The organism is Geodermatophilus sp. SMS 5-13 (assembly GCF_059428245.1).
The window spans coordinates 668,853-685,375 of the sequence record NZ_CP165729.1 but is presented as its reverse complement, the minus strand read 5'-3'; the positions used below and the strand labels follow the sequence as shown (position 1 = coordinate 685,375).

At 73.6% G+C, this 16,523-nt stretch carries 10 protein-coding genes; 3 read left to right on the top strand and 7 right to left on the bottom strand.

Going from position 1 to position 16,523, the window contains the following annotated elements; genetic code table 11:
• Positions 1-169: 169 nt before the first annotated feature.
• The 3 genes from AB3388_RS03285 (at position 170) to AB3388_RS03275 (ending at position 3,168) form a co-directional block, all read left to right on the top strand.
• A complete protein-coding gene (locus tag AB3388_RS03285) occupies positions 170-940 on the top strand; it encodes a 2OG-Fe(II) oxygenase (RefSeq protein WP_495409322.1) in 771 nt (256 codons plus the stop codon).
• A gap of 179 nt (positions 941-1,119) precedes the next feature.
• A complete protein-coding gene (locus AB3388_RS03280) occupies positions 1,120-2,271 on the top strand; it encodes a glycosyltransferase family 4 protein (RefSeq protein WP_495409321.1) in 1,152 nt (383 codons plus the stop codon).
• 114 nt (positions 2,272-2,385) lie between these two features.
• Positions 2,386-3,168 (top strand): DUF899 family protein, encoded by a 783-nt coding sequence (locus AB3388_RS03275; protein WP_495409320.1) that lies wholly within the window; start codon positions 2,386-2,388, stop codon positions 3,166-3,168.
• A 2-nt stretch (positions 3,169-3,170) separates the two neighbouring features.
• On the opposite strand, the gene AB3388_RS03270 is transcribed toward AB3388_RS03275, so the two are convergent.
• From AB3388_RS03270 to AB3388_RS03240, 7 genes are all read right to left on the bottom strand, one after another.
• Positions 3,171-4,433: an MATE family efflux transporter gene (locus AB3388_RS03270; RefSeq protein WP_495409319.1), complete on the bottom strand. Its 1,263-nt coding sequence runs from the start codon at positions 4,431-4,433 to the stop codon at positions 3,171-3,173.
• Positions 4,434-4,547: 114 nt separating this feature from the next.
• Positions 4,548-8,054 carry a PKD domain-containing protein gene (locus AB3388_RS03265; RefSeq protein ID WP_495409318.1) on the bottom strand — a complete coding sequence of 1,169 codons (3,507 nt, stop codon included), beginning with the start codon at positions 8,052-8,054 and terminating at the stop codon, positions 4,548-4,550.
• A 277-nt stretch (positions 8,055-8,331) separates the two neighbouring features.
• Positions 8,332-11,886, bottom strand: a complete 3,555-nt coding sequence (locus tag AB3388_RS03260; protein WP_495409317.1) for a PKD domain-containing protein — start codon at positions 11,884-11,886, stop codon at positions 8,332-8,334.
• Between the two features lie 254 nt (positions 11,887-12,140).
• Positions 12,141-12,863, bottom strand: coding sequence for a hypothetical protein (locus tag AB3388_RS03255; RefSeq protein WP_495409316.1), 723 nt, complete (start codon positions 12,861-12,863; stop codon positions 12,141-12,143).
• Complete coding sequence (locus AB3388_RS03250; RefSeq protein ID WP_495409315.1) at positions 12,860-13,618, bottom strand: CDP-alcohol phosphatidyltransferase family protein; 759 nt, start codon at positions 13,616-13,618, stop codon at positions 12,860-12,862. The genes AB3388_RS03255 and AB3388_RS03250 overlap by 4 nt, the downstream gene beginning before the upstream one ends.
• Positions 13,615-14,847 carry a DUF1972 domain-containing protein gene (locus tag AB3388_RS03245; RefSeq protein ID WP_495409314.1) on the bottom strand — a complete coding sequence of 411 codons (1,233 nt, stop codon included), beginning with the start codon at positions 14,845-14,847 and terminating at the stop codon, positions 13,615-13,617. The genes AB3388_RS03250 and AB3388_RS03245 overlap by 4 nt, the downstream gene beginning before the upstream one ends.
• A gap of 179 nt (positions 14,848-15,026) precedes the next feature.
• On the bottom strand, positions 15,027-16,520 hold the full coding sequence (locus AB3388_RS03240; protein ID WP_495409313.1) for a sugar transferase: 1,494 nt from the start codon (positions 16,518-16,520) through the stop codon (positions 15,027-15,029).
• Between the last annotated feature and the right edge of the window lie 3 nt (positions 16,521-16,523).

The window sequence follows — 16,523 nt, the reverse complement described above, 5'->3', positions numbered from 1 at the left end:
GTCCGTTCCCGCCCCTCTCGCGGTGGCGGTCGTCACGCCTCCCAGCCCTACCCGTTGGGGTCAATCGACGTTCCGAGCTGGCCATTCGCGGCTCTATCTTCGTCTTCGACGGGGAAATTCCTCGCGCCCGGACACACGTGGCACACCGCGCTCGGAGGAAGAGCAAACGATGTTCAACTCATGGATCGATCGAGCGGAAGAACTCTCCAGCGAATTCCGGGAGGCCCGTCCCTTCCCGCTGCTGGTCATCGATGACTTCCTCGACAACGCCGTCGCGGAGAGCCTGCTCGAGGAGTTCCCCGCGCCGGACGCGATGCCCAAGTCCCGCGACTACCTCTTCGGCGACAAGCACGAGCTGTCGAGCGTCGCCGAGCAGGGCCCCACCAGCAAGGCGTTCTACGACGCCCTGATGGGCGAGCGGTTCCAGAAGTTCATCAGCACGCTCACCGGGATCGACCTCTTCGTCGACCCGGCCTTCCACGGCGGCGGGTTCCACCAGAGCGGTGACGGCGGCTTCCTCGACACGCACGTCGACTTCAACATGCACCCGCTGCACCCGAACTGGCGGCGGACGCTGAACGTGCTCCTGTACCTGAACAAGGACTGGAAGGCCGAGTACGACGGCCGCCTGCTGATCAAGTCCAGCCCCGACGAGGAGCCCCGGGCCATCGAGCCGCTCTTCAACCGCGGCCTGATCATGGTGACCGACGACCACACCTACCACGGCTTCAAGAAGATGAGCCTCCCCCCGGGCGTGACCCGCAAGTCCATCGCGACCTACGCCTACGAGCTGGTGCCCGAGGGCAGCGTGGTGGCTCGCACCACCGGGTGGTCGCCGGAGGCGGCCGGTCCGCTGAAGCGGGTCTTCGCCCGGCACTACGACACGGCCGTGAAGGTCAAGACGAAGCTGTTCGGGAGCGCGACCGCCAACAACCGGTGACCGCGTCGCCTCCGGGGCCACGCCCCCGGCAGGCCTAGCCGCGACGGATCGGCCGGCGTCCCCTCCGGACGTCGGCCGATCCGCGTCCCGACGAGCGGCCGCCGACCGCCCTCGCACCACTCCCCCTCGCTGACGACCTTCCGGCGAGCACCGACACCGCGGCTGATTGGAGACTCGCTGTGGCCCTGCGGCGTTCCGGCCGGACCATCGCCGTCCACCCGCATGCCGACCTGTACGGCAGCGACCGGATGTTCCTCGAGAGCGTGGCCGCACTGGGTCCCGACGTCCTCGCGGTCGTGTCCAAGGACGGCCCGCTGGTCGACGCGCTGGAGCAGCGGTCGATCGCGCACGAGATCAAGGACTTTCCCGTTCTCCGCAAGGTCGATCTCAGGACGCCGCAGAAGGCAATGCGCTTCGTCCTCCACTTTCTCCGCTCGCTGGTCTCCTTGACGTCCTGGCTGCGCGCACACGACGCCGACGTCGTCTACGTGAGCACCATCGCCGCACCGGAATGGCTTTTCGCCGCACGGCTGAGCCGCGCCCGGGTCGTCTGCCACGTCCACGAGAGCGAACCGCAGATGTCCCGTCCCGCGAGCGCGCTGCTGCTGCTCCCGCTGCTCGCCGCGCACCGCGTCATCGCCAACAGCGAGGACACCCTCGCCTGGATCAGGGCGTCCCTCGGGAAGCGCCTGGGCCGTCGCACCCGGGTCATCCTCAACGGCGTGCGCGAACCCGACGGGACTCACGGCGTCCCGTCGCCGACCACCGCGCGCAGCCTCGTCGTCGTCGGCCGGCTGGCCGCCCGCAAGGGCCAGCACACGGCGATCTCGGCCCTCGCGCTGGTCCGGCGGGCGGGCTTCGACGTCACGCTCACCCTCGTCGGCGACAGCTATCCCGGCTACGAGGACCACGCCGACGCCTTGCGCGCCCTGGCGGTCCGCGAGCAGGTCGGGGAGAGCACCGTCTTCGCCGGCTTCCAGGACCCGGCGCCCTACGTCGCGGCGGCCGACGTCGTCCTGGTGCCGTCCCTGATCGAGCCGTTCGGGCTGGTCGCCGCCGAGGCGCTGCTCCTCGGCCGGCCGGTCGTCGCCTCGCGGGTCGGCGGTCTGCAGGAGGTCATCCGGGACGGCGAGACGGGGCTGCTCGTCGACCCGGAGGACCCGCGGGCCCTGGCCGACGCGATCGTCCGCCTGCTGTCCGATCCGGCAGGCGCCGCCGAGCTCGGGCGGGCCGGCCAGGCCGACGCCCGCGCCCGGTTCTCCATGGCGGCGTACTCGGCGCAGCTGTCGGACGCCGTGCTCGTGAAAAGCGCCGCACCGCTCGGCGGGTGAGGGCCGCGCACCCCGCCCGACCGCGATGAGTTCGGGCGGGGTCTGCAGTCCGTTCTGGTGACCGTCGTAGGACGCCGGGCGACGCCGCCCGGCGGAAGCTCCACGGAGGACACCATGACGACCACGCCGGACGCCCCGACCACCGCGCGGCCCGGCCGCCCGCCCGCCGTCGACCTGGCCACCTGGCAGGTCGCCCGGGACGAGCTCCTGGTCCGCGAGAAGGCCCACACCCACGAGGGCGACGCCATCGCGGCGGCCCGCCGCCGGCTGCCGATGGTGGAGCTGGACGGGACGGTCGAGGTGGTCGGACCCGACGGCCCGGTCCCCTTCGTGGACCTGTTCCAGGGCCGCGACGAGCTCGTGGTCTACCAGCACATGTGGTACGACGGCGCGCCGCACCAGGGGCAGTGCGAGGGCTGCACCACCACGGCCTGGCACGTGCAGGACGCGGCCTACCTCAACGCCCGCGGCGTCTCGTTCGCCGTCCTGACGACGGGCCCGTGGGAGGAGGTGGCCGCCTACGTCGAGTTCATGGGCTACCGCCAGCCCTGGTACTCGGTACGGGGCGTGGAGGCACCGAACGGCGTCGACCCGGGCCGCCTCGCCTGCTACCTGCGCGAGGGCGACCGCGTGTTCCTGACCTACTCCACGACCGGCCGGGGCAACGAGCGGGTCAACGCGTCCCTGGGCCTGCTCGACATGACGCCCTACGGCCGCGGGGAGGCGTGGGAGGACACGCCCGAGGGCTGGCCCGAGGGCGGCGCCGCGTGCTGGTCCTGGCGCTCGGACGCGGACGGCAACCCGACCTGGGGCCCGACCAGCCGCCCCGTGCCGCAGTGGACCCGCCCCGGCGCGACCCCCGTGGAGACCCTCGGCCGGCACGGCCACCACCACTGACGTCAGGCGGCTGCCGCGGTCACCGCCGGGACCGCCGTCGTCCCCCGCAGCATCGGCGAGAGCACGTGCCGGCGAACGGCCGCCGCGGTCAGCAGTGGCCCGGCCGCGAGCGCGAGCGGCGCCCAGGTCTGGCCTCCGTCGACGATGTGCACCAGGACGACGACCAGGACGAGCGCGGCGAACTCGAGCGACCGCAACGCCAGCACCCGCCGCTGCCGGCGGTGCACCGTGGCCAGGCCGCTGTAGGGCAGCAGGAAGGCGCCGGCCACGGCGTAGGCGCTCCAGCCGGCGACGGCGAGGATCGGCACGGGGTACTCGCCGCCGGTGAGCAGCGACTCCACGAGCGGCTGGAGGACGACGGCCAGGACGCCGATGCCCGCGACCGCACCGGCCAGGCCGAGCGCCACCCGGTCCGCCGCGCGGATCGCCTGGGCGACCGGCCGGTCGCGGGTGGCCACGTAGTGCGGCAGCAGGTAGGAGCCCAGGCCCGCGACGACCACGAGGGTCGGCGCGGTGTACACGCGGGCCGCCTCGAGCGGGCCGTACGCGGCCGCGCCCACGGCGAGGACGACGACCAGCCGCAGGCAGGTGAGCAGGCCGGGCCGGACGGTCTGCCCGGCCGCCCGCCAGACGCCGAAGGAGAGGACCGCCCGCAGGTCGGGCGAGCGCCACGGCCCGCGCGGCCGCTCCCCCGGGGAGGCGCAGCACCAGGCGACGACCGCGGCGGTGGTCTGCCCGGCGACCAGCGCGACGAGGAACGAGCTGAGCGTGAGCGGACCGCTCAGGGCCCACAGCAGCAGGGCGCCCAGGGAGAACACCAGGCTGGTGGCATCGACCGCGGGCAGCGACCAGAAGCGGCCGGTCGCCATGAGCAGCCGGCGCAGCACGTCCTCGACGACGTAGGCGGTCACCGCCACGGCGAGCACGAGGACCGTCCACGACGAGACGACCCCGGTGACCGCGGCGACCGCCGCGCCCAGGCCGCCGGCCCCGACGGCGACGACCACGGCCACGACGTGCAACCCGGCGCGCACGCCGCGCTCCTGGCGGTCGAGGACCGTGAGCGAGTCGCCGACCAGGCCGCTGGACACCGCGGTGACCAGGACCATCGCGCCGTAGATCAGGGAGAAGGTGGCCAGCCCCGCCGCCCCGAGGTAGCGCGCGGCGGCCACCTGCAGGACGAGGCCGGCCAGGGCCTGGGTCACCTGGCCGGCGACCGCGCCGGCGGCGGGCCGGCGCAGGAGGAAGCCCAGCCCGCGCGTCATGCCGATCATCCTCCCAGCGCGAAACCGCAGCTCAGCACGCTGAAGCCGGCGTCTCACCCGAAGATCCCCCCACCGCCGGGGCGGTGGGGGGATCGATCGGATCGGCGGACGACGTCAGGCGGCGGGCACGACGACCAGGTCGTCGAACCGCAGCGTCACTCCCGACGTCGCGCTGCCGGAGAGGTAGCCCAGGAGACCGACGGAGCCGGGCGCCTGCAGCGAGGCGGTCGTGTCCGTCCGCGTCAGCGTGGGCGTCGTGGGCTCCGGGGTGCCGGCCGGCCAGACGGTGACCGCCAGGTCGGTGGTCCCGGTGCCCCGGACGACGAAGCGGACGTTGAGCACCTCGCCGGTGGTGTACGCCTCGGGCAGGATCACGTTCGTCCCGATCTGGGTCTCGCTGGACGTCCCCGCCAGCCGGGTGACGGCGACGCCGATGCTGCCGTCGGCGAGCAGCCGCACGCGGGCCCGGTACTCCTGGTTCGTCCCGACCCGCCGGCCGACGAGGTAGACGTACGTGCCCGAGCCGCTCGGGGTCTGCGTCGAGGACAGGGACGCCGTCATGTCGACGTCGGTCCGCGACACGGCCCCGAGGTAGGACCCGGTGTTCGTGCCCGGGGTCATCGCGAAGACCGCCGTCCCCTCCGACACCGACTGCCGGGCGCCACCCGCGGAGACGGTCCAGGGACCACCCGCGTCGGCGATGCCGAGGCCCCCGGCCGCGGTCCGCTGGAAGGCATCGGCCGCGAGCACGGCGCCGGACACGTGCAGCGTCCGGCTGACCGTCGAGGTCGCGCCGTCGTCGTCGGTGACGGTCAGGACGACGGTGTAGTCGCCGTCCGCGGCGTACGCGTGGCTCGCCGTCCGCCCGCTGCCGGTCTCGCCGTCCCCGAACGCCCACGCGTAGGACGCGATCGCGCCGTCGGTGTCGACGGACCGCGCGGCGTCGAACGCCACCGTCCGGCCGGTGGCCGTGGCGTCGAACGCCGCGGTCGGCAGGACGTTCGGCGGGGGCGTCGTCGTCGTCACCAGCGCCGTCGTCGTCGCCGTGGCGCCGTCGTCGTCGGTCACGGTCAGCGTCACGGTCCAGGTGCCCGCCCGGCTGTAGGCGTGCGCCGGGGCGCGGCCGGTGCCGGTGGCGCCGTCGCCGAAGTTCCACGCGTAGGACGCGATCGTGCCGTCCTTGTCGGTGGAGGTGCCGGCGTCGAACGTCGCGTCGAGATCCTTGACCGAGGAGGCGAACGCCGCGGTCGGCGGGACGTTCGGGGCGGTGCCGGTGCTGCCCAGAACGTAGTGGTTGGCCAGCTGGGCGGCGCTCAGCGCGGTCGGGTAGACCGCCACCTCGTCGATGCGGCCGGTGAAGGTCGCCGAGGGGCCCCAGTTGATGTCCGACCCGATCCGCCAGTAGCCGGTCATCGCCTGACCGCGGGTGACGTCGGTGCGCGACGCGACCAGCTTCCCGTCGAGGTACAGGGCCATGCCCTTCGAGCTCAGCGTCGCCGCGACGTGGTGCCACTTGCCGTCGTTGTAGACGCCCGTGCTCTGGACCGTCCGGATGGCGCTCGGCCACACACCGAAGAACACGTGCCCGGCGGCGTCGAGGTAGATGTGCCGGTCGTAGTTGACGCTGGTCCCGGTCGGCTGCGTGCCGAAGCCGAGGATCCGCCCGCCGGTCTTCGACGTGGTCTGGAACCAGGCCTCCGCGGTGAACACCTGCGGGGCCGCGATGGCGGTCGAGATCGCGGCGCTCGCCGTGGCGGTGCCGTTGAAGGAGTACGCCGCGTCGGTGTCCCCGGCCAGTGCGCCGGCGGCGCCGCGGGTGACCCCGGCGGCCGGGACCAGGTCCGAGAGGCCGCCGTAGTCCACGGAGTTGCCGGACCGCTCGCCGAGGGTCCACTGGCCCACGGGCCCGTCAGCGCGGACCGCGTCGACGTACGGGCGGTCGGCGGCACCGGTGGCCACGGTGGCGCTCACCGACGCCGAGCTCGCCGTGTTGCCGAACGGGTCGGTGGCGGTCACCCGGTAGGTGTGCTCGCCGGCCGCGAGGCCGCTGTCGGTCAGCGTGACGGCCGGCCGCGTCCACCACTGCGAGGCGCGGACGGTCTCGAAGATCGGCGTCTTCGTGTCACCGTCGCGGTAGAGCCGGTAGGTGAGGTTCTCGTTGTCCCGGTCGGACGTCGTCGTCCACCGGATCCGGACGGCGCCGGCGCCGCTCGCGGACACCGTGGGCGCGTCGACGGGGTCCGGGCCGATCTTGTTCGGCGCGATCGTGGGCAGGGCGTAGCGGACCAGGCCCTGCTGGCCGACGCCGTTGACCCGCGGGAACTCGCCGCCGTAGGAGAGGTACTGGCCGGTGCCGGTCACGCTGAAGCCGGCCTGGAACTGGCCGGTGTACTCGCCCGGCGTCATCGTCGGCCACCACGGCAGCATGGTCGGGGCGGGCGTGTTCGCGATGAGCTTGCCGCCGAAGGTCGCCGTCCCGTTCCGGCCGGTCGCGGCCAGGGTGTAGGCGACCCCGAACTTGTGCACGCGTTCGGGGGTCTGCTCCGGGAAACCGCCGGCGTTGCCGCAGTTGTGCGCGTGCGAGGACACGTACAGGACCCCGGCCATCGGGAAGCTCGAGTAGCTGTCCCCACGGCAGTCGGAGAACCAGCGGGGCGTCCCGCCGGCGGCGGTCGCGATCCACGGGCCCTCGAAGTTGCCCGTGCCGCCGTAGTGGTACGTCGTGCCGTAGACCGTCGTCCCGTCGGTGTAGAGGCTCAGCACCGCGGCGTCGGCACCGTTGTTCGTGATGGTCTTGTTGACCGCGAACGGCAGGACCGCGCCCGTGGTCGCGTTGACGGCGGCCACGGCCGGGTTGACGGCCTTGTTGACGTAGTAGAACCGACCGCCGATGACGACCTGGGTGTTGTTGCTCGTCACGGCCAGGGCCAGCACCTCGTTGGCGCCGTTGACCGGTCCGTTGCCCGGGACCGGCGCCCACGACAGCAGCGCGCCGGTGGTGGCGTTGACCGCGGCCACGCGGGTGCGGCTGACCTTCCCCACGGCGCTGAAGGCGCCGCCGAAGTACACGGTCGTGTTGGTGGTGGCGATCGCCCGCACCATGCCGTTGATGCTGGGCGCGAACGTCGTGATCAGCGCGCCGGTGACGGCGTCGAAGGCCGCGAGCCGGTTGCGGATCACCCCGTTGGCCTGCGTGAAGTCACCACCGACGTAGATACGCTTGCCGTCGGGCGAGGCCTTGATGACGCGCACCTGGCCGTTGACGCTCGGCGCCCAGCCGGGGATCAGCACACCGGTGCGGATGTCGTAGGCCAGCAGGTTGTCGCGCACTGTCTCGTTCGTGCCGAGCGGCGCGCCCGCGGGGCGGGCACGGGTGAAGGAGCCGGCGACGTAGACGGTGTTGCCGACGGTGACCTGCGACCAGACGACCCCGTCGATCTGCACGGTGGGGAGCCCGTCGGCGGAGACCGTCGTGGGCGTCGTCGTGCTGGTCGGGTCGAGGGGCGCCGAGTCGGCCAGGGCCGCTGCCGGGACGGCGAGCTGGGCGCCGCCGACCAGGAGCAGGAGTCCGAGCAGACCGGCGACAGCGCGCCGGGCCGCGCTGGACGCGCGTGCGGGCATGGGTGTTTCCCCCGTGATTCATCGTTTACGAAGGCCGGAGCAGGCCGAGCAGAATCGATACTAAGAGTGACGAAATGAGGAAAGCCAGGGGTGAGGTGATCACCCGATACGGTGCTCGACCTGCGGCGCGGCCCGAACGGGTGGTCCGATCTGATCACTCACAGTGACTTTCATGGTGCCCGGTCGGACGACGCGGACCGGTCGGCGCGGCAGCCGGACGACGCCGTTCCCGGCCGCCTCGAGGGGCGGCCGGGAACGGCGTCGGAAGGGTCCGCGGTCAGCGGACGGGCGTCACCGACAGGCCGGTGAACCGCACCGCCAGCGGCGCCGTGGCGCTGCCGGACAGGTAGGCCGACAGGGCCGGTCCGCCCGGCGCCTGGAGTGCCGCCTCGGCGTCGGTCCGCGTCACCGTCGCGACGCCGGGCTCCGGCGAGCCGGCCGGCCACACCGCGGCCGCCAGCTGCGTCGTGCCGGTGCCGGAGACCTGGACGCGCACCGAGAGCGGCGTGCCCGGCGTGTAGGTGAGGCCGGGAACGGTCACCTCGCTGCCGATGACTGTCTCCGCGGACGTGCCGGCCAGCTTGGTCAGCGCGAGCCGCACCGAGCCGTCGGCCAGGAACCGCAGCCGGGCGCGGTACTCCAGGTTGGTCCCCACCCGACGGCCGGTGACGTACACCGAGGCTCCGCTCCCGGTCGGCGCCGCCGACAGCGAGAACGTGGTGAGCACGTCCGCGCTGGTCTCGGCGACCTGTCCCAGGTAGGAGCCGGTGATGTTGCCGGCCGCGTCCAGGCGCAGGGTGGCCTCACCCGGCGCCACCGACTGGCGGGTGGTGCCGTTGGACATCGTCCAGGCGCCGCCGACGTCGGCGGTGCCCAGGCCGCTGGCCACCGTCCGGTCGAACGCGTCCGAGGCGAGCACCACCGGGACGTAGATCGTCACGTCCTGGCCGCTCGTGCCGGTCGCGCCGTCGTCGTCGGTCACGGTCAGCGTGACCGTGTACGTGCCGTCGGCCGCGTAGGTGTGCGCCGCGGTCGTCCCGGTGCCGGTGGCGCCGTCACCGAAGTCCCAGCGGTAGGAGGCCACCGTGCCGTCCGGGTCGGCCGACGCGGCCGCGTCGAGGCTCACCGTCCGCTCGCTGACCGCGGTGGTGAACGACGCCGTGGGCAGCCGGTTGGCCACCACCGTCACCGGGACGGTCGTCGTGCCGGTCGCGCCCCGGTCGTCGGTGACGGCCAGCGTGACGGTGTACGTGCCCGCCGCGGCGTAGGTGTGTGCGGCGGTCTTCCCCGTCACGGTGGCGCCGTCGCCGAAGTTCCAGGCGTAGCTCGCCACCGTGCCGTCGAGGTCGACGGACGGCGACGCGTCGACCGCGAGGTCGAGGTCGTCGGTCACGGTGCCGAAGCGGGCCGTCGGGGCGACGTTCGCCGGCTTGCCGTTGCGGCCGAGGGTGGCGTGCGCCGCCACCTGCTGGGCCGACAGCACCGAGCCGTAGAGCGCCACCTCGTCGATCCGGCCGGTGAAGGTGCTGGCGCTGCTCGACATGCCGCGGTCGGCACCGACCCGGAAGTAGCCGTTGTAGGCCAGGCCCGAGGTGGTGTCCGCCCGCGACCCGACGAGCACGCCGTCGACGTAGAGCGCCATGCCGTTCGGGCCCATCGTCGCGGCGACGTGGTGCCACTTGCCGTCGCTGACGCTCGCGGTGCTGGTGACGAGGCGGTCCTGGGTGAAGATCCAGAGCACCGTCTGCTTGACGCCGAACACGATCCGGCCCTGACCGTCCAGGTAGACCTGGCGGTCGTAGGTGCTGCTGCTGCCGGTCCGCGCGTTGCCGAAGCCCATGATCCGCACGTTCTTGGAGCTGGTCTGGAACCAGGCCTCCTCGGTGAACGTGCCGGGCGCCGCCGTGGCGGTCGGCGTGGCCAGGCTCGCCGACGGGCTGCCGGTGAACGAGTAGGCGGTGTTCGCGTCGCCGGCCAGGGCGCCGGCGACGCCCTTGGTGACTCCGCTGCCGATCGTCAGCGCGGCGCCGCCGATGCTGTCGGCCGCCGTGGACCCGGAGGTCTCACCGAGCCGCCACTGGTTCGTGGCACGGTCGGCGCGGACGAGCTCCGGGTAGCTCTGCGCGGTGCCCGGGGCCGGGACGCCGGCGACCTCGACGGTGGCCGCGCCCGAGGTGACCGTGTTGCCGAACGGGTCGGTCGCGGTCACCACGTACCGGTGGGAGCCGCCGGTCAGGCCGGTGTCGGTGAACGTCATCGCGGGCGTCCTCCACCACATCGAGGCCTGCAGCGCGGTGTACACCGGCGTGGTCTCGCCGTCGCGGTAGACGCGGTAGGTGAGGTTCTCGTTGTCCTGGTCGCTGGTCGCCGTCCAGGTCAGCTTGGCGCTGCCCGGCCCCGCGGCCGTGACGACCGGGGTGAGCGCGTCGGAGGCGGCCGGGCCGACCTTGTCCGGGGCGATGTCCGGGACGGCGAAGCGGACGAGGCCCTGCTGCCCGACGCCGTTGACCCGCGGGAACTCACCGCCGTAGACGACGTACTTCCCGTTGCCGGTCACGCTCCAGCCGGCCTGGCCCTGGCCGGTGAACGTGCCGGGCGTGATGGTCGGGAACCACGCCAGGTTCGACCCGGACGGCGCGTTCAGGAAGTTGGAGCCCTTGAGCAGGTGCGTCTTCAGCGTGCCGGTCGGGGCCAGCGTGTAGGCGGTGCCGAACTTGTGCACCCGGGTGGGCTGCTCCGGGTAGCCGCCGATCGCCGCGCAGTCGTGGGTGTGGCTGGCCACGTAGACGACGCCGTCGGTGACGTAGCTCGAGTACGTGTCGCCACGGCACTCGTTGACCTCGACGATCGCGCCGCCGTCGGCCTTCGCGACGAAGGAGCCCTCGAGGTTGCCCGGGCCGTAGTAGTCGTAGCCCGTGCCGATCACCAGGTCGCCGGAGGTCGTCAGGCTGTAGATCGCCGAGTTGATGCCCTGGTTGGTGATCTTCTGGTTGGCCGCGAACGGCCGGGTCGCGCCGGTCACCGGGTCGAGCGCGGCGACACCGGTGGCCTTGACGCCGTTCATCGAGTCGAAGCGGCCGGCCGCGACGACCTGGCTGCCGTTCCCCGTCACGACGAGGGACATGACCTGGTCGCTGGTGGCCTTGTTGCCGTCGCTGTTGCCGGCGGTGGAGCCGACGCCAGGGACCGGCGCCCACGGCAGCAGGGCGCCGTCGGCCGCGCGGACGGCGGCCAGCCGGCTGCGGCTCACGCCGCCCACGGCGGTGATGCTGCCGCCCAGGTAGACGGTGTCGCCGGTGGCCGCGATCGCGCGCACCTGGCTCTGCATGTTCGGGTGCCAGGTGCTGAGCAGCGTGCCGCTGGCGGTGTCGAACGCCGCCACCCGCTTGCGGACCTGGCCGTCGACCTCGGTGAAGTCACCGGCCACGTAGACCCGCGAGCCGTCGGGCGAGGCCGTGACCGCGAGGACCTGGCCGTTGAGGTTCGGCGCGAACGAGGTGATCAGCTCACCGGTGCGGATGTCGTAGGCGAGCAGGTTGTACCGCGGCGTCTCGTTCGTGCCCGCGGCCGCGCCGGCCGGGCGGGCGGAGGTGAACGAGCCGCCGACGTAGACGGTGTTGCCGACGACGGCCTGCGCCCAGGCGACGCCGTCGATCTGCACGGTCGGCAGCGCGTCGGCCGCCACGGTGGGCGGCGTGGCCGCGGACGCGGTCAGCGGGCGCGAGTCGGCCTGCGCCACCCCGGGCAGGAGGGCCGTGGCGCCGGCGGCCATGAGCAGAGCTACGAACCCGGACAGGGCGCGCGTGGACCTGCGCGCCGGCAGTGCAGACATGGATGTTCCCCCGTGTAGTCCCCCATCGCCGGCCCGGCGAACCGGATCGACGCGTACTGAGAGTGACGATGACACGAAGATCGACCTCCCCGCACCACACGAACGGGCGAGGAACTGCGAGAATCCGCCGTTCGAGGGACCCACATCTCACTCTGCGTGGTGGTGCCCGGTGGCCGCACAACGCGAGGAGGCGGCACACCTGGGAAAGGTGTGCCGCCTCCTCGGGACGCGGTTCTCGGTGCCCGGACGGGCGATCAGCGCACCGGGCCGGTGAACAGCAGGAGCGGGGCGCCGGCCTGGTAGCCCACCTCGACGGTGACCGCGTCGCGGGCGTCGGAGGGCACCGTGAACACGTAGACGCCGTCGGCCGACCCGCCGGGAGCCACCATGTCGACGCCGAACGGCCGCTGCGACGGGTCGTCGAGCGGCGACGCCGGGGTCTTGTCCGCGCCGTAGTACATGTTCACGGCGGCGCCGGCCAGCGTGATCGGCTCCGCCGTCCCGTTCTCGACGTGCACGGTGACCCGGATGGCCGGCCCGGCGATGTTCCCCGGCCCGTTGGCGGTGCCCTGGACGGCCTCGATCCCGGTCAGGGTGGCGACGACGCCGTTGCCGACCGCGGCCGGGGAGTCGAGCGGGACCTCCGGCAGCGCCGCCGGCAGTTCGTCGACGTTCTCCGTCGGGCCCGTCGGGGTCGGCGTGGGCGGGTTGGGGACGACGCCGGTGTCGCGGGTCGCCGTGGTGCTCGCCGCGGCGGCGCCGTCCGCGGCCTCCGCCGTCCCCTCGTCGCGGTTGATCACCAGGAGCAGCGCCACGAGCGCGGCGGCCAGCACGACCGCGGCGCCGGCGAGCAGCAGACCCCGGCGGCGGCGGGCGCCGTCCGGCGCCGGGCCCTTGGTCGACGGGAGGGTCTTGGTCACTGCGGCCTTCTTCCCGGCGTCACCCGTACGGGCGCCGCCGTCGTCACTGGAGGTCATCGGGGCAGGCGGCCGATCTCGCGGAACCACTTGACGCAGGCGAGCAGCAGGTAGCCCGCCGTCGCCGCGAACAGCGCGGTGTAGACCGAGAAGAAGGCCAGGGGTGCGCCCATCAGCAGGAAGACGCAGCAGAGCAGCCCGTAGTCGGTGGGCACGACGAGCAGCGAGCGCAGCACGCTCGGCCGCTCCGCGGTGCGCTGGGCGCGGGTGACCGCCCCGTGCCGCTCGCGCAGCGCCTCGTTCAGCATCGTGGCGAAGAAGAGCACCGCCGCCACGACGCAGAAGCCGATCGGGACGAGCAGCCATGCCCCCCGGTCGACGGTCTGGAAGCGGTAGGCGCCGATGAGGACGGCGAGGTGCAGGCTCGAGATCTTGGCCGCGTCGATCATGTGGTCCAGCCACTCCCCCGCCGGCGAGCCGCCGCCGCGCAGCCGGGCCAGCTGGCCGTCGGCGGAGTCGAGGGCGTAGCCGAGCACCAGGCAGGCGGTCACCAGGACGCCGACCGGCCACGACGGGCGGACCAGCGCGACGAGCGCGATCGCGGTCGCGGTGAAGCACGCGCTGATGGCGGTGACCATGTTGGGCGTCAGCCGGGCGTGGAAGGCGAGAGCCGCGAGGACGCGGCCCAGCCTCCGGTTGACGAAGCGCGAGTAGGCCGGCGCCCCCTTGGTGCCCTTCTGCGCCGCGGACAGCCGCCGCAGGGTCTCGGGCAGCGTCTCGGTGACCGGTGCGACCGGCCGGGCGGTGGCGGTCACTGCTGCGCTCCACCGGAGGCCAGCCGCGGCTGCGGCAGCGTGAGCCGGCCGAGGTCCTCGACCGCCGGCGCCGGCGCGGGGACGAGCAGCTCCTCGAGCGGGACGACGTCGTCCTCGCGTCGCCGTCCGTCGGGCCGGCGCTTCGGGTAGGCGCGCGCGGCGAGCCGTTCCGCCAGGCGCTCGTAGCCGTCGGCAACGTCGTCCCAGTCGTAGCGGCCGGCGAGCACGCGGGCCACGGCCCCGGCCTCCACGACGGCGTCGGGCGCGGCCTCCGCCTCCTCCAGGCGGGCGGCGACGTCGCCCGCGTCGGCGAAGTACCAGCCGGCGTCGGCGGCGACCTCGCGGTTGAAGTCCACGTCGTAGGCGACGATCGCGCTGCCCGCGCCGAGCGCGCGCAGCAGGGAGGGGTTGGTCCCGCCGACGGAGTGCCCGTGCACGTAGGTGTAGGCGTGCGCGTACAGCTGGTCGAGCTGCACCTGGTCCCACACCCCGCCGAGGAAGCGCACGCGGTCGTCGGCCAGGCCGTGCACGCGGGCGGTGTACTCGTCGGCGTACGGAGCCGAGCCGACGACGACCAGCGGCTTGCGCGCCGCGCTACGGCGGTAGCCGTCGACGATGACGTCGACGTGGTTCTCCGGCTCGAACCGGGCCACCACGAGGTGGTAGCCGCCCGGCTCCAGGCCGAGCTCGGCCAGCCGGTCCGATCCGGGCGCGATCAGCGGCGCGCCGTAGGTCAGCAGCGTCGTGGGCGCGCCGAACTCGCGCCGGTAGTAGTCGGCGATCCCCTGCGCGTCGGCGATGAGGACGTCGGACCAGCGGACGGCCAGGCACTCCGCCGCCCGGTAGTAGCGCTGTCCGGCCGGGCCCCACTTCGCGCGCTTCCACTCCAGGCCGTCCACGTGAGTGGCGACGGGGATGCGGGCCAGGCGCAACGCCGGCAGGAGCGGGGAGTTGGCGGCGTTGAACACGAGGGCGGCGTCGGTGCGGTGCGCGAGCAGGTGCGCGATCGACAGCGCCGAGTGGCTGAGGGTCTCCAGCGCGCGCTTGCGGGCGGCCGGGAGGTGCACCAGCCGCATCCCGAGGTACTCGGCGGGGCGCTCGGTCTGCCCCGTCGTCGTCCGGCAGTACACGACGACGTCGTGCCCGCGGGCCACCAGGCGGCGGCCGACCTCCTCGACGGCGGTCTCGAAGCCGCCGTAGCGGGCGGGGACACCGCGTGTCCCGACCATGGCGATCCGCATCGTGCTCCCCGTCCGTTCGTCCGGCGCTACCGTCCGCGCCCGGCCGACCCGGGGTCGGGACCTCGAACGCCTGACCAGCGTGAGCGATGCGGTGCCGATACGACCCCGAACGCCAGGAGGGCGTCACCCCCGCGGGTGACGCCCTCCTGGAGCCGGTGACCGTCCGGTCAGTACGCACCGGAACGGCTCAGCACCGCCCGGCCGGTCTTCCAGAGAATCAGCAGGTCCAGCGACAAGGACCAGTTCTCGACGTAGCGGAGGTCCAGCCGGACCGCCTCGTCCCACGGCAGGTCGCTGCGGCCGGAGATCTGCCACAGCCCGGTCAGCCCGGGCTTGACCAGCAGGCGGCGGCGCACGGACGTGTCGTAGCGCGCGACCTCGCTGGGCAGCGGCGGCCGGGGACCCACGAGGGACATGGAGCCGCCGAGCACGTTGAACAGCTGCGGCAGCTCGTCGAGCGACAGCCGGCGCAGGACGCGGCCGACCGGCGTGATCCGGGGGTCCTCCCGCATCTTGAACAGCAGGCCGTCGGACTCGTTGCCGTTCCGCAGCGCCTCGAGCCGCCGGTCGGCGTCCGCCACCATGCTGCGGAACTTGATCATGCGGAAGGTGCGGCCGTGCACGCCGACCCGCTCCTGGTGGTAGAAGACCGGTCCCGGGCTGGAGAACCGCACCGCCGCCGCGATGGCGAGCAGCACCGGTGCCAGCAGGACGATCGCCAGCGCGGCCACCGACCGGTCGACCCCGACCTTGACGACCCGGCGCCACCCCTCGAACCGCGGCGCCTCGACCGCCAGCAGGGGCAGGCCCTCGAACGGCCGGATGTGCAGCCGCGGGCCGGCGACCTCGATCAGCCCCGGCGCGACGAGCAGCTCCAGCCCCGTGCCCTCCAGCTGCCAGGACAGGCGGCGCAGGTACTCCGCGGCGGTCTCGCTGGCCGACGTCACCGCGATCGTGTCGGCACCGTGGCGCACGGCCATGTCCACGACGTCGTCGAGCCCCGCGACCGGGAGGCCGGCGGAGTCCCGCACGGCGCGCTGGTCCGCCGGCGTCACGCAGGCCGCGACCACCCGCAGGCCGGCGTACGACGCCCGCTCCAGGCCCGCGACCAGGTCCAGGACCGCCCCGCCCCGGCCGACGACGACCACGCGCTTGGTGCAGTGCCCCCGGCCGCGCAGGCGTCCCAGGCCCTTGCGCGCGGCGAAGCGCAGCAGCACGGTGCCGAGGGCCAGCGCGGGCACGGCGACGGCGACCAGTGAGCGGGAGAGGTCCAGCCCGGCCGCGTAGGACAGGAAGCCGGCGGCGGCGAGCAGCAGCAGTCCCGCCCTGACGACGCGGCGGTACTCCTCGCTGCCGGTGCCGAACACGCGCTCGGAGTGCGCGCCGACGGCGGCGAGCAGCACCGGCCAGACGGCGACGAGCGCGCAGGACGCCCAGAACAGCACGCTCCCGACGGGCGCCTCGGCGTGGACGAGCAGGACGCCACCGGCCGCGGCCGCGGCGGCGAGGACCTCCAGCGCGATCAGCACGGCGCGGTAGCGGTCCACCCACGCGCGGCGCGGCGAGCGCCACGGGAACCCGAGGCGTTCGGCGCCCAGCTGCGACAGCGGCGCCGAGCGCAGTTCGGGGACGGCCGCCGTCCCCCGTTGTTCGACAAGCAATGT